The 20,823-nt window shown below is 62.2% G+C and carries 10 protein-coding genes and 1 pseudogene; 10 read left to right on the forward strand and 1 reads right to left on the reverse strand.

What is annotated here, in order from left to right; genetic code table 11:
- The first annotated feature begins 3 nt into the window (after nt 1–3).
- The 6 genes and pseudogenes from glgX to glgB all read left to right on the forward strand — a co-directional run bounded on the left by glgX (nt 4) and on the right by glgB (nt 16,420).
- Nucleotides 4–2,091 (forward strand): glycogen debranching protein GlgX, encoded by a 2,088-nt coding sequence (glgX, locus tag GSQ79_RS17035; RefSeq protein WP_158809859.1) that lies wholly within the window; start codon nt 4–6, stop codon nt 2,089–2,091.
- Between the two features lie 14 nt (nt 2,092–2,105).
- The gene (gene treZ, locus GSQ79_RS17040; protein ID WP_158809860.1) at nt 2,106–3,929 is read left to right on the forward strand and encodes a malto-oligosyltrehalose trehalohydrolase; all 1,824 of its coding nucleotides are present in this window, start codon (nt 2,106–2,108) and stop codon (nt 3,927–3,929) included.
- Nucleotides 3,926–8,788, forward strand: a complete 4,863-nt coding sequence (gene treY / locus GSQ79_RS17045) for a malto-oligosyltrehalose synthase (RefSeq protein WP_158809861.1) — start codon at nt 3,926–3,928, stop codon at nt 8,786–8,788. Before treZ ends, treY begins: the two co-directional genes overlap by 4 nt.
- Before the next feature lie 167 nt (nt 8,789–8,955).
- A pseudogene (locus GSQ79_RS17050) lies at nt 8,956–10,914 on the forward strand (alpha-1,4-glucan--maltose-1-phosphate maltosyltransferase); the annotation flags it as partial.
- Complete coding sequence (gene treS / locus GSQ79_RS17055; protein WP_158809863.1) at nt 10,911–14,168, forward strand: maltose alpha-D-glucosyltransferase; 3,258 nt, start codon at nt 10,911–10,913, stop codon at nt 14,166–14,168. The pseudogene GSQ79_RS17050 and the gene treS, both read left to right, overlap by 4 nt.
- Entirely contained in the window at nt 14,165–16,420 is a 2,256-nt protein-coding gene (gene glgB / locus GSQ79_RS17060; protein WP_158809864.1) for a 1,4-alpha-glucan branching protein GlgB, read from the forward strand. Before treS ends, glgB begins: the two co-directional genes overlap by 4 nt.
- 3 nt (nt 16,421–16,423) lie before the next feature.
- On the opposite strand, the gene GSQ79_RS17065 is transcribed toward glgB, so the two are convergent.
- Nucleotides 16,424–16,690 (reverse strand): hypothetical protein, encoded by a 267-nt coding sequence (locus GSQ79_RS17065; protein WP_158809865.1) that lies wholly within the window; start codon nt 16,688–16,690, stop codon nt 16,424–16,426.
- A 224-nt stretch (nt 16,691–16,914) separates the two neighbouring features.
- Between GSQ79_RS17065 and rpsT the strand changes: the two genes are divergently transcribed.
- The 4 genes from rpsT (at nt 16,915) to ruvA (ending at nt 20,692) form a co-directional block, all read left to right on the forward strand.
- Nucleotides 16,915–17,181 (forward strand): 30S ribosomal protein S20, encoded by a 267-nt coding sequence (gene rpsT, locus GSQ79_RS17070; RefSeq protein WP_158809866.1) that lies wholly within the window; start codon nt 16,915–16,917, stop codon nt 17,179–17,181.
- 848 nt (nt 17,182–18,029) lie between these two features.
- Nucleotides 18,030–19,535 carry a chromosomal replication initiator protein DnaA gene (gene dnaA / locus GSQ79_RS17075; protein ID WP_158809867.1) on the forward strand — a complete coding sequence of 502 codons (1,506 nt, stop codon included), beginning with the start codon at nt 18,030–18,032 and terminating at the stop codon, nt 19,533–19,535.
- Between the two features lie 27 nt (nt 19,536–19,562).
- A complete protein-coding gene (ruvC, locus tag GSQ79_RS17080; RefSeq protein ID WP_158809912.1) occupies nt 19,563–20,075 on the forward strand; it encodes a crossover junction endodeoxyribonuclease RuvC in 513 nt (170 codons plus the stop codon).
- Nucleotides 20,072–20,692, forward strand: a complete 621-nt coding sequence (gene ruvA, locus GSQ79_RS17085; RefSeq protein ID WP_158809868.1) for a Holliday junction branch migration protein RuvA — start codon at nt 20,072–20,074, stop codon at nt 20,690–20,692. Before ruvC ends, ruvA begins: the two co-directional genes overlap by 4 nt.
- Nucleotides 20,693–20,823: the final 131 nt, after the last annotated feature.

Below are 20,823 nucleotides of genomic sequence, written 5' to 3' on the forward strand. Positions count from 1 at the left end.
CCGATGCTGCGACTAAGCGAAGGCGAGGCAACGCCCCTCGGTGCGACGTTTGATGGCCTTGGCGTCAATTTCGCGATCTTTTCTGCGCATGCCACGAAAGTCGAGCTGTGTCTTTTCGATGAGAAAGGCCGGGTCGAAACCGACAAGATCTTCCTGCCCTGCTGCACCAATCAGGTTTGGCACGGGCATGTGCGCGGCCTGAGGCCGGGCCAGCATTACGGCTATCGCGTCCACGGGCCGTACGAACCGGCGGCTGGCCACCGCTTCAATCCGCACAAGCTCGTCCTCGATCCCTATGCCCGGCAAATCGGCGGGCATCTGCGCTGGCATGATGCGCTTTATGGCTTCCGCATGAGCGCCCATCGCGGCGACCTCGTTCCGGACCGCCGCGACAGCGCACCGATGATGCCCAAGGCCATCGTCGAAGATCCGGCTTTGACCTGGGGCGACGATCGCAGGCCGAACGTGCCGTGGCGCGACACGATCATCTACGAGGCCCACGTCAAGGGTTTCACCCAGCTTCACCCCGACATCCCCGGCCCGGTCCGCGGCACCTATACGGCGCTGGGGCATCCCGCGGTGATCGAGCATCTCGTCAAACTCGGCATCACGGCTGTCGAGCTGCTGCCGATCCAGGCCTTTGCCGACGACCATTTTCTGGTCAGTAAGGGGCTGAAGAATTATTGGGGCTACCAGACGCTCGGCTATTTCGCGCCGGAGCCGCGATACTTCGGCGAAGACGGCGCCTTGGGCCTGCGCGCGTCGATCAAGGCGCTGCATTCTGCCGGCATCGAAGTGATCCTCGATGTGGTCTACAACCACACCTGCGAGGGCACGCATTTCGGTCCCACGCTGTCGTTTCGTGGTGTCGACAACAAATCCTACTACAAACTTGCGCCCGACAATCCGCGGTTCTTCTGGGACAGCACCGGCTGCGGCAACACGCTGGATGTGTCCCATCCGCGAGTGCTGCAACTCGTGCTGGACAGCCTGCGCCACTGGGTTGAGGCCTATCATGTCGACGGCTTCCGTTTCGATCTTGCGCCGGCTCTTGCCCGGTCGCCGTTCGACGTTTCCGAGCGCTCCGGCTTCCTCCAGGCGATCATGCAGGACCCCGTGTTGTCGCGGGTCAAACTCATCGCCGAACCTTGGGATCTCGGCTCGGGAGGGTATCGCGTCGGCGCCTTTCCCACGGGTTGGGGCGATTGGAACGATCAGTTCCGCGATACGATCCGCGCCTTCTGGCGAGGCGATCAGGCGCAGTTGCCGAAGCTCGCCAGCCGGCTGACGGGATCGAGCGACATCTTCAACCATTCCGGTCGCCGTCCCTGGGCCTCGGTGCAGTATGTCGCCTCGCACGATGGCTTCACCCTGCAGGATCTCGTCAGCTACAACGATCGCCACAACTTGCCGAACGGCGAGAACAACAAGGATGGGCACGAGCCCAACTATTCCTGGAATTTCGGTGTCGAGGGTCCGACGGACGACGTTGCGATCCTGGCGGCGCGCAACCGTCAAAAGCGCAACCTCCTGGCGACCGCGATTCTTGCGATCGGCACGCCGATGTTGCTCATGGGCGACGAGCGCTCGCGCAGTCAGAATGGCAACAACAACGCCTACTGCCAGGACAACGAGACGACCTGGATGTCGTGGGCAGCGGGCGACGATCCTGCGCTTCCCGACTATGTGGCGAACCTGATTGCCCTGCGCCGTCGCCACGAGGTTTTCCGCCGCCTCGAGTTTTTTACCGGCGCGGTGCTTGAAGCGACCGGGCTGAAGGACATTTATTGGCTTGCCGCCGATGGACGCGAGATGGCGGGCGACGACTGGGGCCACGTCGATCGTCGCGCGCTCGGCATGCAGATCGGCAACCATGGTGCGGCGACCGAACGGGTCCTGCTCATGTTCAATGCCTCGAAGGAGGCGATATCCTTCAATCTCGCGAAGGATTTCCCCTGCGCCTCGTTTATTCCGGTGTTCAGCTCGACGAGTCCGGACGGTCTTTATGATCCCAATGCAAAAGTTCTGAGAGCCGGCGAAGCTTTTCCGCTTCCGCCGCGTTCTTTCGTACTCTTGCAACATCAAACCTGAAGGTTTTGAACGACATGCGTCGTCGCCATCTCATGCCGTTCGGAGCCGAGATTTTAGACGATGGGGTTCGCTTCGCCCTCTGGGCGCCGAGCGCGGAATCGGTGTCCGTCGTCTGCGGCGAGCGCAAGCAGGACATGCCCGCGATCGGCCAGGGTTGGTACAAGCTGGTCGATTCCGAAGCCAAAGTCGGAGAAAGCTATGGTTTTGCCATAGACGGGTCCGACGACCTCGTGCCGGATCCCGCCTCGCGTCATCAGCCGAGCGATGACGACCGCCGCAGCCGGGTGGTTGACCCCTGTTTCTTCGACTGGACCGACGGATCGTGGACGGGGCGCTCGTGGAGCGAAGCGGTGGTCTACGAAGCCCATGTCGGGACCGCGACGCCCGAAGGCACCTATGCCGCGCTTGCCGAAAAACTCGAGTTTCTCCGCGATACCGGCATCACCGCGATCGAGTTCATGCCGCTGGCGGAGACGCCGGGGCAGCGAAGCTGGGGGTATGACGGCGTTCTGCCTTTCGCTCCTAACAATGCATACGGCAGTCCCGACGATCTGAAGGCCTTCGTCGATCGAGCGCATGGGCTCGGCCTGATGGTCATGCTCGATGTGGTCTACAATCACTTCGGGCCGTCGGGAAACTTTCTGCACGCCTATGCCAAGGGCTTCTTCACCGAGCGGCATCAGACGCCGTGGGGCGCAGGCCTCAACTTTGACGGCGAAGACTCCGGCGATGTCGTGCGCGAGTTCTTCATCCAGAACGCGCTCTACTGGTTGGAGGAGTTCCATATCGACGGCCTGCGCTTCGACGCGGTCCATGCCATCATCGATGACAGCGACCGGCATTTTCTCGACGAGCTCGCGGAACGCATCCGTGCGGATTTCTTCGATCGTCACGTGCATTTGGTTCTCGAGAACGAACATAACGAAGCGAGTCGCCTCGTGCGGGACGGCGGCGAGCCGATCGCGTTCGACGCGCAATGGGATGACGACATCCATCATTGCTGGCACCGGCTGCTGACCGGCGAAAGCGAGAGCTATTATGGCGATTTTGGCGGCGATACCGTCAAGCGGCTCGGACGATGCCTGGCAGAAGGCTTCGCGTATCAAGGCGATTTTTCGCAAAACCTCGAACGCACCCGCGGCGAGTCGACCGAGGGTCTTCCGCCTCAGGCGTTTGTTGCCTTCTTGCAGAATCACGATCAGATCGGCAACCGCGCGCATGGCGAGCGTCTGACCAGCCTCGCCGATCCCGAGCATCTCCAACTGGCCCGCGCCGTCCTTCTGTTGTCGCCGCAGATCCCGATGATCTTCATGGGCGACGAGTGGGGCGCGACGACGCCGTTCCAGTTCTTCGTGAATTTCGACAAGGATCCCGATCTTCAGAAGGCGATCCGCGAAGGCCGTGCCAGGGAATTCGCCAACTTTGCGTCCTTCAAGGCGGACGACAAGCCGATCCCGGATCCGACCGCGGCTGAAACGTTCCACAATTCGACGCTGGATTGGGCCGAGCCACGGAGCGCGCCTTTTTCCATCGTCCTGAAGGAAACCAAGGACCTGCTCGCAACGCGCCACGCATCCGTGGTCCCGTTGATGGAGAGTGGCTTCATCGAATCCTCCTACCAGCGGCACGGCAGTGGCGGCCTCGAAGTCGAATGGCGCTTCGATAATGGAACGCTCCGTCTCGTCGCCAATTTCAGTGATGTCACGGTGACGCAGGGGGCGAAGCCGGACGAAACGATTTTATGGCGCAGCGCCGATGCCAAGATCGGTAAAACGATCGAGCTTCCGGCCTGGTGCGGCGCGATCCTGATCAGCGTTAGTGGAAGCGACACGGAATGAGCGTCAACGACGACATCTATCGCCTGGCCGAACTGGCCGGCGTCGAACGTCGCTATCGAGACGCTTACGGTAAAGAGGTGGAATCACCTGCTGTTGGTGTGCGTGCTGTTCTTGCGAGCCTGGGCTACGATGTCGGCAACGATCGCGACCTTGCGGACTCCGTTGCCTGGGCGGATGGCCAGCGGCAAAAGCTGGTTCGCTCGACCGTCCCGATCGAGGCTGGCCGCGACACGGTTGTGGCGCTTTCCGCGGGGGATGGCGATCCCGTCGCGTGGCATCTGACGTTCGAGGACGGATCAACGCGCGACGGCAGCGCAACGGCTCGTCGCGATGGCGCGGGCGCATCATTGGCGCTCGCTGCAGTTCCGGAAGGCTATCATCAGCTCCACGTCACAGCCGCCGGCCGCGAGGCCGAGGCAACCTTGATCGCCGCGCCGTCACATTGTTTTCTCCCCGACGTCTTCAGGGATACGGGGCATGGGTTTGGCATCACCGCGCAAATCTATGGGCTGCGATCGGAGGGAAATTTCGGCATCGGCGACTTCTCCGATGTCGGCGATCTGGCCGAAGGCGCCGGCAGGCTCGGGGCGTCGTTTCTCGGCCTGTCGCCGGTTCATGCCCTGTTTCCGTCGGACCGCACCAAAGTCTCGCCTTATTCGCCGTCGTCGCGGTTGTTCATCGATCCGCTCTACATCGATCCGCGTCAGGTGCCGGGTTTCGTCTCCAGCCCTGTGGCCCACGACCTCAACGCTCCAGAAACCGCGGAACGGCTCGATACGCTTCGCGCGGCCGCGTTGGTTGATCATGCTGCCGTGTGGAACCTGAAGCGCGACATCCTCGGAAAGCTCTGGTCGGTCTTCGTGCAGGCGGGCGATGGAGCGTTCAATGCTTTTCGCGTGCGTGGCGGCGAGGGTTTGGAGCTTCATGCCACCTTTGAAGCTTTGTCTGAAAAATTTGCAGCCGAAGGCAAGCACTGGATCGGCGAGTGGCCGGAAGCCTACCGCGATGTAAATGGCGCCGCGGTGAGCCGTTTTCGACAGGATCATCCGCAGGCGGTCGCCTTCCATGTCTGGCTGCAGTGGGTCGCGGACAGTCAGCTTGGCGTGGCGCAAGCCCGCGCACTCAAGTCCGGCATGCCGGTCGGTCTCTACCGTGATCTTGCCGTGGGCGTCGACTCCGGCGGCGCGGAAATGTGGGCGCGACCGGACTGGTTCACGCCGGGTGTGGCGATCGGAGCGCCGCCGGACCTGCTCGGCCCGGATGGGCAGAACTGGGGCCTTCCCCCGTTCAATCCGAAAACGCTGGAAGAGCAGGGGCTGCAAGCCTTTCGCGCGCTGCTCACGGCCAATATGCGCCATGCCGGCGCCATCCGCATCGATCACGCCTTCCAACTGCAACGTCTGTTCGTCATCCCGGATGGGATGCCGGCGTCTCAGGGCGCCTACATCAACTATCCCTTCGAGACGATGCTGGCGGCGGTGCGGCTCGAAAGCCAACGCGCCCGGTCGATCGTCATCGCCGAGGATCTCGGAACCGCGCCGGAAGGCTTCTCCGATGCTATCATGCGCTCCGATCTTCTCAGCTACCGGATCCTGACGTTCGAGCGTGAGCACGATGGTGGGTTTAAGCCGCCGTCGTCCTATCCGCGGAAAGCCCTCGCTGCGGTCGCCACCCATGATCTGCCGACTTTTGCCGGTTGGTGGAAGGGACTCGATACCGACCTGCGCGAGACGTTCGGCGTCTACACGAAAGAACAGGCCAACGCCGAGCGTGCTGGACGCGCCGGCGAAATCGAGCAATTCATCGAAGCTTTGGCGCTGGAAAAAATCGCCAGCCCAGACGCGTCGCCAGAATCGCCCTTCGAAGGTGCCTCGCGCTATCTCGCGAAATCGCCGGCCATGCTGTTGGCGCTGCAACTGGAGGACGTCCTGGACGACGTCCACCAGGCCAACCTTCCCGGCCCCGATCGCGGCCATCCCAATTGGAAACGCAAGTTGACCCGTTCTGTCGAAGGTATTTTGGCTCCAGGCGGCCCGTTGGCCCAAGCGGCGGATGCCATGATCGAAGAGGGGCGCCATGCCGGCTCGAGTGCGCCACGCCGCGCTCTGCCGCCGCCGTCGTCGACCTATCGTCTGCAGTTCCACAAGGATTTCACCTTCGCGGATGCGACGAAGATCCTGCCTTTTCTCAAGGGTCTCGGCGTCAGCCACGTCTATGCCTCACCGATCCAGAAGGCACGGCCGGGTTCGACCCATGGCTATGACACGGTCGATCCGCGCGAGATCAATCCGGAGCTCGGCGGAATCGAGGGATTCCAAAACTTTGCCGCGGCAATCAAGGCGGAAGGTCTCGAACTGTTGCTCGACATCGTGCCCAACCACATGGGTGTCGGTGGCGCCGACAATCATTGGTGGCTGTCGGTCCTGGAATGGGGCGAACTCTCGCCCTATGGCGACACGTTCGACATCGACTGGGAGCGTCTTGGCGCCCACGGCAAGCTGGTGGCGCCGTTTCTCGGAGGCCAGTACGGCGAAATACTCGAAAGAGGCGATCTGAAGCTCGCGTTCGACAAGGCCGATGGCAGTTTCAGCGTCTGGCACTATGAGCATCGTTTTCCGATCTGCCCGCTGACCTATCCCGACATTCTCGATCGCGCCGTTGCGGTCGATGCCGGCGAGGGCGGCAACGGCGTCGACGGGCTTCTCCGCATCGCGGAAGAGATGCGCGCGCTGGCGCAGGAGCCAGCGCATCGGCGTCACGACGTCGTGGAGACCTGCGAAAAGCTGAAGCGCCGGATCGCGGCGCTGGCGCAGCGTGCCAACGTTGCCCAGGTGCTCGATCAGGCCGTTGCCGTCTTCAACGGCATTCCCGGCCTTCCCGAGAGTTTCGGCGCGATGCATCGCCTGCTCGAGCAGCAGGCCTATCGCCTGTCGTTTTGGCGCGTCGCGGCCAGCGACGTGAACTATCGCCGGTTCTTCGATATCGATGGGCTCGCGGGTGTGCGGATCGAAAAGCCGGCCGTGTTCGAGCGCGTCCATGAGCTCGTGTTCGATCTTGTCGAGCGCGGGCTGATCCAGGGCCTGCGCATCGATCATATCGACGGTCTCGCCGATCCGAAGGCCTATGCGCAGGATCTGCAGCGGGCCGTCGGGCCGAATTTCTATATCGTCGCGGAAAAGATCCTCGAGCCAGGCGAAGAGCTGCGAGACTGGCCGCTCGCCGGGACGACGGGCTACGAAATGCTGAACCTGATCGACGGAGTCTTCGTCGATTCGTCCGTCGAGGCCGCATTCGACCGGATCTACAAGGAGACGACCGGCTTCACGCAGAGCTACGAGCAAGCTCTCGATGCGGCGAAGACGCAGGTTCTGCTCGAAAGTTTTTCCAGCGAGCTCGAGAGCCTGGTCTCGGACATGAAGCGGATCGCCGACGCCAATCGTTTGACGCGCGACTACAGCGTTAACGCGATCCGCGTTGCCTTGGCGGATCTGGTCTCGGCCTTTCCCGTCTACCGCACCTATATCACGCCGACATCCATGGCACGCGAGGACCGCACGCTCGTCGTCGACGTCGTGAACGACGCGAAGGCCGCCACCGCTTTGCCGGATCGTGGCGTCCACGATTTCATCGGCTCCGTACTCCTGGGGACCCTGCCGACCGGGCGACCGGGGCAAGCATCGGCGGCGCTGGTCAACCGATTCCGCCGCCGCTTCCAGCAGCTGACCGGTCCGGTTATGGCGAAGAGCCTCGAGGACACGCTGTTCTACCGCTATGTCCGGTTTCTCGCGCTTAACGAGGTTGGCGGCGAACCCAGCCGTTTCGGTATTTCGCTCGACGCATTCCATGCCAGCAATGTCGAGCGCGCTGCCACTTGGCCGCATGCACTCACGGCCTCCGCGACGCATGACACCAAGCGCGGCGAGGATGCTCGCGCACGCCTGCTGAGCCTGTCGGAATCGCCGGAGCTTTGGCAAGAGGTTCTGGCGATCTGGAAAGCAGAGGCCGGAGTGCTCGTCGAGCCCGATCTCAACGACCAGTATATGCTGCTGCAATCGATCATCGGAGCCTGGCCGATCGAACTGCTCGAAACGGATGATGCTTCCGTTCTCGACGCTTTGCGAGAACGGCTGTTCGCCTACATCCCGAAGGCGTTGCGCGAGGCCAAGCGCCACAGCAAATGGATCGAGCCGAACGAAGTCTATGAGGGTGCCGCCAAGGATCTCGTGGCTCGCTTGCTGTCTGATGGTTCGCGCTTCATCGAGACGATGCGGCCGCTGCTGCAGGATATCGCGCAACGCGGCATGCTGATCTCGCTGGCGCGCACGGTCTTGAAGTGCACCGTCCCTGGTGTCCCCGACTTTTATCAGGGCACCGGCCTATGGGATTTCTCGCTGGTCGATCCCGACAACAGGCGTCCCGTCGATTACGCGCAACGCGATAGCATGCTTGCCTCCAGCGCTTCGGCGACGGATCTGCTTGCCGGTTGGCAGGATGGTGCCATCAAGTTGCAGACCATCGCCAAGCTGCTGGCCGACCGCCAGGCGCACCGTGCGTTCTACGCGAACGCCGACTACCAGCCGCTTTTGGCAAGCGGCCCAGGCGCGGAGAAGATTTTGGCGTTCACCCGGTCGGAGAGTGGTCAGACGCTTGTCGTCATTGTGCCACGTCTCTCTGGCAAGGGACGTGCACGAGCCGTCATGCCTGTCGGGTCGACATGTTGGCAGGACACGGCGCTCGTTCTTCCCGTGGGACGTTGGACGAATGTCGTGGATGACACGCAGGTCGATGCCACCGGCCCGATCGCCGTCGCCAAACTTCTTTCCACGCTTCCCTTCGCGGTTCTGAGGATGGTCAGATGAGCGACAAAGCGAAGAAATCCAAAGACGCAGATCGCAAAAAGCATGGATCGATGAAGGAAGACAAAATCAAGAAATCGGACATGAAGAAGGTCATCAAGGGCGGTGGCGTGCCGTATCAGCCCCACGTGGCGTCCCAGACCCTGCAAGTCGAGGCGACCCACGATGTGAGCATCGGCGGGGGCCGCGTAATCATCGAGGCGGTAACGCCAGAGCTCGACGGCGGCCGCCACCCGATCAAAGTCATCGTCGGTCAGCCGGTCGTCGTCGAAGCCGATATTTTTACCGACGGACACGAAAAGATCGGGTGCGACGTCCTGTGGCGTGCTGGCGACGACAGCGAATGGTCGCGCGTGCCGATGGTCTTCATCGCCAACGATCGCTGGACTGCGTCTTTCACGCCGACGCGCAACAACCGTCACGTCTACACGATCGAGGGCTGGCGCGACCCGTTCGCCTCGCTGCTTGACGGCATCATCAAGAAGCGCGCGGCGGGTCTGAATCTCGTCGTTGAAGCCGGGGAGGCGGTTGCATTGATCGCCGATGCGACGCCGACCGCGGCGCAAAGCGCGGCGCTCGCGGATCTTCTCACGGCGCTCCGCCGGGCCGCCGAGGGAAGCGAAGAGCAGATCGATCTCATCACCAGCGCGTCGACGCAGGCCCTGATGGTCCGGGGTGGCCCGCGCCACCAGGTGTCGCGCTACGATCGCGAGCTTGGTTTGATCGTGGATCGCAAGGCAGCCCTGTTCTCGTCCTGGTACGAGCTGTTTCCACGGTCGATTACAGACGATGTGAACCGGCACGGCACGTTTCGCGACGTGATCGAGCATCTGCCTTACGTTCAGGATCTCGGGTTCGACGTGCTTTATTTCCCGCCGATCACGCCCATCGGCCTGAAGAACCGCAAGGGCCGCAACAACACGCTGACGCCGGCCGCCGACGATCCCGGCAGCGTTTACGCCATCGGGTCGGCCGATGGCGGCCACGATGCGATCCATCCCGAACTGGGAACGATCGAGGATTTTCGCGCGCTCGTCGCCGCTGCGCACGACCACGGCCTCGAGATCGCGCTGGATTTTGCGATTCAGTGTTCGCCGGATCATCCCTGGATCAAGGAGCATCCGGAGTGGTTCGTCTGGCGGCCGGACGGCACCATCCAGTACGCCGAGAATCCGCCGAAGAAATACGAAGACATCGTCAACGTGAACTTTTATGGCGACTCGATTCCCTCGCTTTGGGAAGAGCTGCGCAACGTCATGCTGTTCTGGGTGCGCGAAGGCGTGCGCATCCTCCGCGTCGACAATCCGCATACCAAGCCGATCCCGTTCTGGAAATGGGTGATCGCGGAAATCAACCGCGACTATCCCGACGTGCTGTTCCTCGCCGAGGCCTTTACCCGCCCGGCGATGATGCGCGAGCTCGCCAAGATCGGCTATCAGCAGTCCTACACCTATTTCACGTGGCGCAACGAGAAGTGGGAAATCGAACAATATATGCGCGAGCTCAGCGGCGCGATGGGCGACTACTACCGCCCGAACTTTTTCGTCAACACGCCAGATATCAATCCCGTCTACCTGCAGACCAGCGGCCGCGCCGGCTTCCTCGTCCGCGCCACTCTGGCTGCCACGTTGTCCAGCAACTGGGGCGTCTACAGCGGCTTCGAGATCTGCGAAGCCCGCGCCCTGCCGGGCAAGGAAGAGTATCTTGATTCGGAGAAGTACGAGATCAAGGTCTGGGATCTCGACCGGCCAGGCAACATCAAGGACTATATCCGCCAGCTCAATCACATCCGCCGCGACAACCCGGCGCTTCACGATTTCCGCAACTACCTGCCCCTCGCCACCAGCAACCCGCAGGTGATCGGTTATGCCAAGCTGACGCCGGCCAAGGACAACTGCATTCTGACGCTGGTCAATCTGGATCCGCACAACCGCCAGGATTGCAGTTACGAGATCCCGCTCTGGCAATGGGGCCTGCCCGATACCGGTTCTATCGAGGTCGAGGATCTGCTTGGCGGTTACCGCTTCACGCTTTATGGCAAGCTTCATCAGATCGCGCTCGACCCTTATGAGCGCTCAGCCGTAGTCTGGCGTCTGATTCCCCCTGCCGACTGGAAAGACAATCGATGATCGATCGTAGCGACACGCAATGGTACCGCGATGCGGTCATCTACCAATTGCACGTCAAAAGCTTTTTCGATGCGAACAATGATGGCATAGGCGATTTCGTCGGGGTCACGCAGAAGCTCGACTACATCAAGGATCTCGGCGCCACCGCGATCTGGGTGATGCCATTCTATCCGTCGCCGCTCCGCGACGATGGCTACGACATCTCCGATTATCGCGGCATCAACCCGTCCTATGGCGTTGCGCGCGATTTCAAGGCCTTCGTGAAGGCCGCCCATGACCGCAACATCCGCGTCATCACCGAGCTCGTCATCAACCACACCTCGGATCAGCACCCCTGGTTTCAGAAGGCCCGCCTGGCGAAACCCGGCTCGGCCGCGCGCGACTTCTACGTCTGGTCCGACACGGACAAGAAGTACGAAGACACCCGCATCATCTTTCTCGATACGGAAAAGTCGAACTGGACCTGGGACGAGGAAGCAAAAGCGTTCTATTGGCACCGCTTCTATTCGCACCAGCCGGACCTGAACTTCGACAATCCACGCGTGCTCGAAGCCGTGCTCGACACGATGCGGTTCTGGCTCGATCTCGGCGTCGACGGTCTCCGTCTGGACGCGATTCCCTATCTCGTCGAACGTGAAGGTACGAACTGCGAGAACCTCAGCGAGACTCACGCTGTTCTCAAGGCGATCCGCGCCGCTGTCGACAAGGATTATCCCGACCGGATGCTGCTGGCCGAAGCCAACCAGTGGCCGGAAGAGACGGCGCAGTATTTCGGTGATGGCGACGAATGCCACATGGCGTTCCACTTTCCGCTGATGCCACGCATCTACATGGCACTGGCGCAGGAAGACCGGCACCCTGTCACCGACATCATGCGGCAGACGCCGGAAATTCCGGAGGGCTGTCAATGGTCCATCTTCCTCCGCAACCACGACGAGATGACCCTCGAAATGGTGACGGACAAGGAACGCGACTATCTCTGGAAGTTTTACGCCGCCGATAAACGCGCGCGCATCAACCTCGGCATCCGCCGCCGTCTCGCGCCGCTGCTCGACAACGATCGCCGCAAGATCGAGCTGCTGAACTCGCTGCTGCTGTCGATGCCTGGCACCCCATGCCTGTACTACGGCGACGAGATCGGGATGGGTGACAACATCTATCTCGGCGATCGTGACGGCGTGCGCACCCCGATGCAATGGTCGGTCGATCGCAACGGCGGCTTCAGCCGTGTCGATCCGGCGAAGCTTTTTCTGCCAACCATTCAAGATCCGATCTACGGCTACCTCGCGGTCAACGTCGAGGCGCAGCTCGCAAGCCGTACCAGCCTGCTGAATTGGCTGCGCCGCATGATCATCGTGCGCAAGTCGCAGCGCGCGATGGGCCGTGGCAGCCTGCGGTTCCTGTATCCGAAGAACCGCAAGGTCCTTGTGTATCTCCGCGAGCTCGAGGCCGACACGATCCTCTGTGTCGTCAACGTGTCGAACGCGCCGCAGGCGGTCGAGGTCGACCTCAGCGAATTCAATGGCACAGGCCTCACCGAGCTCACGGCGGGGACCGAGTTCCCGCGCATCGGCGAATTGCCGTATCTGCTGACGCTGCCGGCCTATGGCTTCTATTGGTTCAAGATGGAGAAGGTCGACGAGGAGGCGCGCAAACTCGCCGCCAACGTCGCGCCGGAGCTTTTCACGCTCGTGGCGACCGGCAAGCTGGAATCGCTGTTCGCCGGCCGCGAGCTGCAGGCTTTCGAGCAGACCGCCGCGCCGAGTTTCCTGCAGTCGCGCCGTTGGTTTGCCGCCAAAGGCCGTCGCTTCAGTAAGGCGACCGTCGACGACTTCACGGTGCTGCGGGAAGGCACACGGGGCCGTTACATGCTGCCGCTGCTGTCTGTCACCTTGTCGAAGGCCGAGAAGCAGATCTATTTCACGCCGCTCGCGGCCGATTTCGAGTCCGAAGAGACCGAGGCGGTTTTGCCTTTCGCCGTGGCTCGGCTCCGCCGCGCCGCGCGCATGGGCCTGCTTTACGATGCGGATGCCTCGCCTGAGTTCGGAGGCGCCATGCTCAGTGCGATCCGGCGTGGCGACGTGCTGAAGACGTCGGGGGGCGGGGAATTCCGCTTCCAGGCGTCGGCTCTTCTGGCCGATGAAGCGCCCGTCGATGTCGCGACCATTCGTCGGATGGGGGCGGAGCAGAGCAATTCGTCGATGAACCTCGACGACCGCATGGCGCTGAAAATCTATCGCCGCCTGCAGATCGGCGCCAATCCCGAAGTCGAGATCGGGCGCTTCCTGACGGATGTGGCGGACTTCCGCAATGCGCCGCCGACGCTTGGTGTCGTTGAGCACGTCGCGGCCGATGGCGAGGTGACGGCGGTCGCCGTCCTTCAGCGCTTCGTGCGCAATCAGGGTGATGCCTGGACGTGGACCTTGAACGTGCTGATGCGTATCATGGATGCGCTGGCCTTCACCAGCGACGAAAATCTCGCCGGGTTGGAGGAAGGCTTCGAGTCCTATCTCCCCCACATGCGGCGTCTCGGCATGCGGACCGCCGAGCTGCACAAGGCTCTGGCGACGCCGACGGACGATCCGGCCTTCGCCGCCGAGCCCCTGACGCTCGCTGATGTTGAAGACGCAGCGGACGATGCCCGAAGGCTCGCCAAGCAGGCCTTTCTCCGCCTCGAGAACCTGGATCCTCGCGCCAGCGAAAATGCCAAAACGCTGGCCGTGCGTCTCATCGAACGCAAGGACGAATGCTTTGCCCTGATCGACTCTTCGGCCGTCGAACCGATCGGTGCGATCAAGACCCGCATCCATGGCGACTATCACCTCGGTCAGGTGCTGGTGGTGAAGGACGATGTCGTCATCATCGACTTCGAAGGTGAGCCGGCGCGGCCGTTGCACGAGCGACGCGCCAAGGCGACCCCGCTCCGCGACGTTGCCGGCATGCTGCGGTCCTTCGCTTACGCGATCGCCACGGCCCGCCGCCGCATCGCCGAACGCCTGCCCGAGATCAGCTCGCGTCTGAACAAGGAACTGATCCAGTTCTCCGAGATTTTCATCGAGGCGTACATGGAAACGGCCAAGGGCAGCCCGATTTGGATCGAGGACGCCGCGACGCAACGCCGGTTGCTGATCCTGCACACGCTGTCGAAGGCGCTTTACGAGATCGACTACGAAGCCGGTAACCGCCCCGACTGGATCGATATCCCGATCGAGGGCGTTCTTGGTATTCTCGATTATGTTTCGGAGATGGTATGACCCAGGCCCACACGAGCCAGAGCGATAGCGGCTTGACCCAGGCTGGCGAGCGTTCGCCCGCGGATGCGGTCGAACGGGGCGCGGTCGATGCGATCGTCTCGGCGTCGCACGGCGATCCCTTTGCGGTCCTCGGACCGCACGAAGTCTCTCCCGGCGTTTGGGACATCCGGGTGATGCAGCCCAACGCCGAGCAGATCGATCTCCTGGACTTTTATGAAGACCGGTTGATCGGGCAGTTCGAGCAGGTCCACCGGGCCAGCTTCTTCGTGGCGCGAATCCATAGCGACGTTCGGCCAGGCTACCGGCTGAAGATCAGGGACGGCGGCGGGGAGCGGGTCATCAACGACCCCTACCTGTTCGGGTCGTCTTTGAGCCACGACGACATCGCGGCCATCGCCCATTCCAACGACACGGCGTTCTACTTCATTTTCGGGGCGCATCCGATCACACTCGGCGGTGTCTGGGGCACCCGTTTCGTCGTCTGGGCGCCGAGCGCGATGAGCGTCAGCGTCGTCGGCGACTTCAATGCATGGGATGGCCGGTGCCATCCGATGCGCGGCCTTATCGAGGTCGGCGTGTGGGAACTCTTCATTCCCGGCATCGCCCAGGGGACGAAATACAAATTCGAGATCAAAGGGCAGGGCGGCCAGACGCTGCCGCTCAAGGCAGATCCCGTGGCTTTCGCCGCGCAGCACCCGCCAGAGACGGCTTCTGTCATTCATGGCCTTCCCAAGATCGAGTGGCACGACGGCGACTGGATCGCCAACCGCGCCGTTGGCGGCGACGATCGCAAGAAGCCGATCTCGATCTACGAGTGCCATGTCGGTTCCTGGCAGCGTGTTCCGGAAGAGGGCAACCGCTTCCTGACCTACAAGGAGATGGGCGAAAGGCTCGTTCCCTATGTGCGCGACATGGGCTTCACCCATATCGAGCTGCTGCCGATCACCGAGTTCCCGTACGACGGGTCATGGGGCTACCAGCCGGTTTCGCTGTTCGCGCCGACCAGCCGGTTCGGCACGCCGGAGGATTTCGTGGCCTTCGTCGAGGCGGCGCATGCCGCGGGCATCGGCCTGATCCTCGACTGGGTGCCGGCCCACTTCCCGATCGACGCTCATGGCCTAGCCAAGTTCGACGGCACGCATCTCTACGAGCACGCCGATCCCCGCCAGGGCTTCCATCAGGATTGGGGCACATACATATATAATGTCGGGCGGAAGGAGGTTTCGGCCTTCCTGATCGCCAACGCCCGCTTCTGGCTCGACTATTACCACCTCGACGGCTTGCGCGTGGATGCCGTCGCCTCGATGCTCTACCTCGACTATTCCCGCAAATCGAACGAATGGGTGCCGAACCAGTACGGCGGCAACGAGAACCTCGAGGCTATCGCCTTCCTGCGGCGGATGAACGAGGTTGCCTATCAGGCAGCGCCCGGCGTCATCACCGTCGCGGAGGAATCGACGGCTTGGCCTGGAGTGTCGCAGCCGACCTACAATGGCGGCCTCGGTTTCGGCTTCAAGTGGAACATGGGGTGGATGCACGACACGCTGCATTACATCGGCAATGACCCGATTCATCGCCGCCATCACCACAGCGAGCTGACCTTCGGTCTGCTCTACGCCTTCTCGGAAAACTTCATCCTGCCGATCAGCCACGATGAGGTCGTCCACGGCAAGGGATCCCTGCTGGACCGCATGCCGGGCGACGAATGGCAGCGCTTCGCCAATCTGCGCGCCTACCTTGGGTTTATGTGGACCCATCCCGGCAAGAAGCTGCTGTTCATGGGCTGCGAGTTCGCCCAGGCCAAGGAGTGGAACTACAACCAGTCCCTCGACTGGCACCTCCTGGATCAGCCGAACCACAAGGGTGTCCAGAGCCTCGTCCGCGATCTCAACGCGACCTACCGCGCCACGCCGGCGCTTTACGAGCGTGACTGCGAGGCCAGCGGGTTTCAGTGGCTTGTCGGTGGCGATGCCGACAACAGCGTTCTCGCTTTCGCCCGATACGGTGATGATGCGAGCCTGGCGGTCGTCGCATGCAATTTCACGCCCGTGCCGCGCAGCAACTATCGCATCGGCGTGCCGCGTGCCGGCTTCTACCGCGAGATCCTGAACACGGATGCGGAAGTCTACGGCGGCGCCAACATGGGTAATCTCGGCGGGATCGAAGCCGAGGCGATACCCAGCCATGGGGAAGATTACTCGATCGCCCTCACCCTGCCGCCCTTGGCAACGATCGCCTTCGCACGAAGCTGACGCTCAGGCGCGGCCGGATTTCCGGCCGCGTTCTCCGCTCCGTTTCTGCAACGGCGCGGCAAGGTAGGTCTCGGGATGCCGGCGCATCCAGTCGGCAACACATGCGGTCGCCTCCGCACGGGTGCGGCACTTGTGACTGTGGCCGATGCCATCGCCGTGGGCATTCAGCCGCTGGACGATCCAGTAGCGCTGACTGTCGGAGTACCAGACATCGATCGTATGGACTGCATCGTCTGTGACAGGCGTCGGCTCGGGCCCGAGGATGTGCATGAGGTCGTCTCCTGCGACGGCTGTGTTCAGACCCTGAATCCGCGGCTCGGGCATTGGTTGCCCCCAGCCGCGCCGGTTTTGGAGGCCCGAACCGGATTGGCTGTGCAAAAGCGTTGACGTGAGGGGTGCGCTTTGCCTATAAGACCCCTCCGTTAGCTGGCGCGCCGGCCGTGCAGTGCATGATGGCGCTGCGATCTTCCGACGATTTTTGTGAGACTTGTTCTATGGCGAATACTTCGTCGGCCAAAAAGGCCGTTCGACAAATTGAGCGACGCACTGCTGTCAACAAGTCGCGACGCAGCCAGATGCGCACCTTCGTGCGTAAGGTCGAGGAAGCTCTGGCTTCCGGCGATCCGGCAGCTGCCGACGCGGCCTTGAAGGTTGCGGCGCCCCTGATGATGCGCGCTGCCCAGAAGGGCATCGTTCATAAGAATACGGCGTCCCGGAAGGTTTCCCGCTTGTCCAAGCGTGTAAAGAGCCTTGCGGCCTGACATTTAGGCAAAACGCGAAATGTCAAACCTAAAGCCCGGTTTTACCGGGCTTTTTTGTGTTTCCATGCCGCCTATGGTTAACCAAATGTTTTTTGACATTATGCGAGTGTCATCTTCGCACTAGGGATATCTGGTCAAATAATATCGTGGAAAATCAGAGGTTTAAGGACAAAGCCCCGAAATCGATCCCAAAAAGCCTCCGGAATTAACACCCCCGTGGACGTCGCGGCGATGTGTGGCTTTTCAGCAATGACTTTTATGGCTGCAAATACCTTCGATAGAGCGAAGGTGAATCAGCGACTTATCCCCGTCAAGACAATCCGCTGCCTCAATTTGAACCCGCTGCATGACGATCGGCGCATGTCAATTTGATGAACCACCGTTGTCGACTGCCATCCCTATGTTAATCTTCCTTCGTGGTCGGACGTGCTGACACGCAGGAAGCCAAAAGCCGACTGCGGCAAGCGCCGGGCATGCATCTTCAATTTTGTGCGTTACCCATCGCTTCGCAGCGTGCGGTCGTACTGACTGAATTTGCAGCTTGGGCCTATCAGTATGACGGCAGGTGCGGTCGCTACGACGCGGCGCGCCGAGGGCGGACGGCAGGTAGCCTTGTGGGCACCCTGAATTTGGAGTCATCGGGCATGAGACAGCGAACTGGGCTATCGGCGCCATCCTGCTTCAAGGCGATGCTCATGGTTCGCGTAAACGTCCGGCCGCCCGGTCGACCTTTCAAGACGCGCTAGCGCCTTCTCGAGACTATTCGCCAATTTTTGAGAGCCTTGTTGCGCCTTCGGGCGAGGGGCCTCCTGTACTCGTGAGTCAGAAGTCATCCGATGTTGAAGCCAATGGCAGACGTTCGTTCCGTACGTGACACGGAAGGGTTTGGGCCCGGCGCGAAGGGCGTGAAGACGGACGAGGTCTGGGGTCGCGTATGCCGGCGGCTGCGTGCCGAAGTCGGCGAGGATGTCTTCACATCCTGGTTCGGGCGTCTCGAACTCGATGGTATCGCCGACGGCGTTGCGCATGTCTCCGTGCCGACGAAATTCCTGAAGAGCTGGATTCAGTCGCACTACCTCGACCGCATGATCGCCATCCTGACGGCCGAAGTGCAAGGCATCCGCGCGGTCTCGATCGGGGTCCGGACGTCGTCACGGAACGCCGTGGGGCGCGTGTCGCGTCCGTTCGAACCGTCGACCGATCAGGCGTCGAGCTTCAACGAGCGTCCTGTGCGCTTTGAGACCGGTCTTGCAGCGGCGCCGACGACGGGTCGCGCCGCGCCGCCACGCGAATCCGTCGATCCGGAAGCTTTAAGCGGATCGCCACTCGACCGACGGATGAATTTCGAAACGTTTCTTCTCGGACGATCGAACCAGTTGGCCTATGCCGCGGCACAACGCATTGCGACGGCAACGGCCGACGAACCGCTGATCTACAATCCGCTCTATATTCACGCCTCCGTTGGTTTGGGAAAAACCCACCTCCTGCAGGCTGTCGCCCATGCCGTGACGGCGTCGAAACGTCGGGTCATCTACCTGACGGCCGAAAAATTCATGTACGGCTTCGTCTTCGCGCTGAAGGCGCAGACCGCCCTTGCCTTCAAGGAGCGGCTCCGCGCGATCGACGTGCTTGTCATCGACGACGTTCAATTCCTGCAGGGCAAATCGATTCAGCAGGAGTTCTGCCATACGCTCAATGCGCTGATCGATGCGCGCAAACAGATCATCATCGCCGCCGATCGCCCGCCGTCCGATCTCGAGTCGCTCGAGGAGCGCGTCCGCTCGCGCCTCGCCGGCGGTCTCTGTGTCGAGATGGGCTCGCTCGACGAAGCCTTGCGCATCAAGATCCTCGAGACGCGGATTGCCGTGGCGCGCGGCATCAATCCCGATTTCCATGTCACGCCGGCGGTGGTCGCCTACGTCGCCTCGGTCATCCAGACCAACGGGCGCGACCTTGATGGTGCGGTCAATCGCCTGATGGCCCATGCGTCGCTGACCCAGGCGCCGCTCTGCGTCGAAACCGCCGAAGTCGCGATCCGCGATCTGGTCCGCACCCGCGAGCCGAAGCGCGTGAAGATCGAGGACATCCAGAAACTCGTCGCGACCCATTACAACGTCAGCCGCGCCGACATCCTCTCTTCGCGACGCACCGCCAACGTCGTGCGCCCCCGGCAGATCGCGATGTACCTGTCGAAGATACTCACCCTCCGCTCGCTTCCCGAGATCGGGCGGCGCTTCGGCGGCCGCGATCACACGACGGTGCTTCACGCCGTTCGCAAGATCGAGGGCTTGACGGGCAGCGATCGGACGTTGTCCGAAGAGGTGGAACTGTTGAAGCGCATGCTGCTCGACTGATTCGACCCTCATTCGGAGCCTGGCCTCATCACCGACATCGTCCGCATCATCGGTATCGATCCCGGCCTGCGCAACATGGGCTGGGGCATCGTGGAAGCTGCCGGCTCACGTCTGGTTTTCGTCGCGTGCGGGACGGTGCGTTCGGACACCGCGGGTGGCAATGCGCGGCGACTTCGTCAACTGCATGACGGCTTGACCGCCGTCATCGCCGAGCACCGCCCGGACGAAGCGGCTGTCGAGGAAACCTTTGTCAATCGCGATCCTCAGTCGGCCTTGAAGCTAGGGCAGGCGCGCGGCGTCGCGTTGGTGGTTCCGGCGCTGGCCGGCCTCAGCGTGGCGGAATATGCCGCCAACCTCATCAAAAAGACGGTGACCGGTGCCGGCCACGCGGAAAAGACGCAGGTGGCCATGATGGTGAAGGTGCTGCTGCCGCGGTGTGAGATCACCAGTGCCGATGCCGCGGACGCGCTGGCGGTGGCGATCACGCACGCTCAGCATCGCGTCGCCGCGCGGCGTCTTGCCGAGGTTTCCGCGCGATGATCGGTAAGCTCAAAGGCGTCATCGACTCGTACGAGGCGGATGGCGTCATCCTCGACGTCCATGGCGTCGGCTATGTCGTGCAATGTTCCAGCCGCACCCTGCAGACCTTGCCGCGCCCCGGCGAGGCCGCGGTGCTGGCGATCGAGACGCACGTTCGCGAGGATGCGATCCGGCTCTACGGTTTTCTGTCTGACGCCGAGCGCGACTGGTTTCGCCTGCTGCAAACCGTTCAGGGGGTCGGGGCCAAGGTTGCGTTGGCGATCCTCGGGCTTGGTTCGGTCGACGAACTGGCGAGCGTTATAGCGCTGCAGGACAAGACGGCGATCGCGCGCGCGCCGGGCGTGGGACCGCGACTTGCCGCCCGGCTTACCCTGGAATTGAAGGACAAGATGCCGGCGCTCGGCTCGGTCGACCCGGCGGTCGCACGGCTTGCGGGCGAAGAGCCGGCGCGCGGTGCGCCTCCGGCCGTGCAGGACGCGATCTCGGCGCTGGTCAATCTCGGCTATGGCCGACCGCAAGCCGCCGTCGCGGTGGCCGCCGCAATGAAGGCTTTGGGCGACGACGCCGTGGCGCAAGCGCTGATCCGGCGCGGGTTGAAGGAGCTAGCCACAGGCTAGCAACCATTGGTTCGACCGGCGCCCGAGATCGCCGCCTGACTGAAGTTTTCCGGCGAACCACGTCCCCTAAAAATAGCATGGAAGATCCGCGCCTTAATGCGGGCTTAAATGATTCTGCTGCTTATGCATCT

Origin of the sequence: Beijerinckia sp. L45 (assembly GCF_009765775.1) — a bacterium.
Lineage (GTDB): Bacteria > Pseudomonadota > Alphaproteobacteria > Rhizobiales > Beijerinckiaceae > RH-AL1.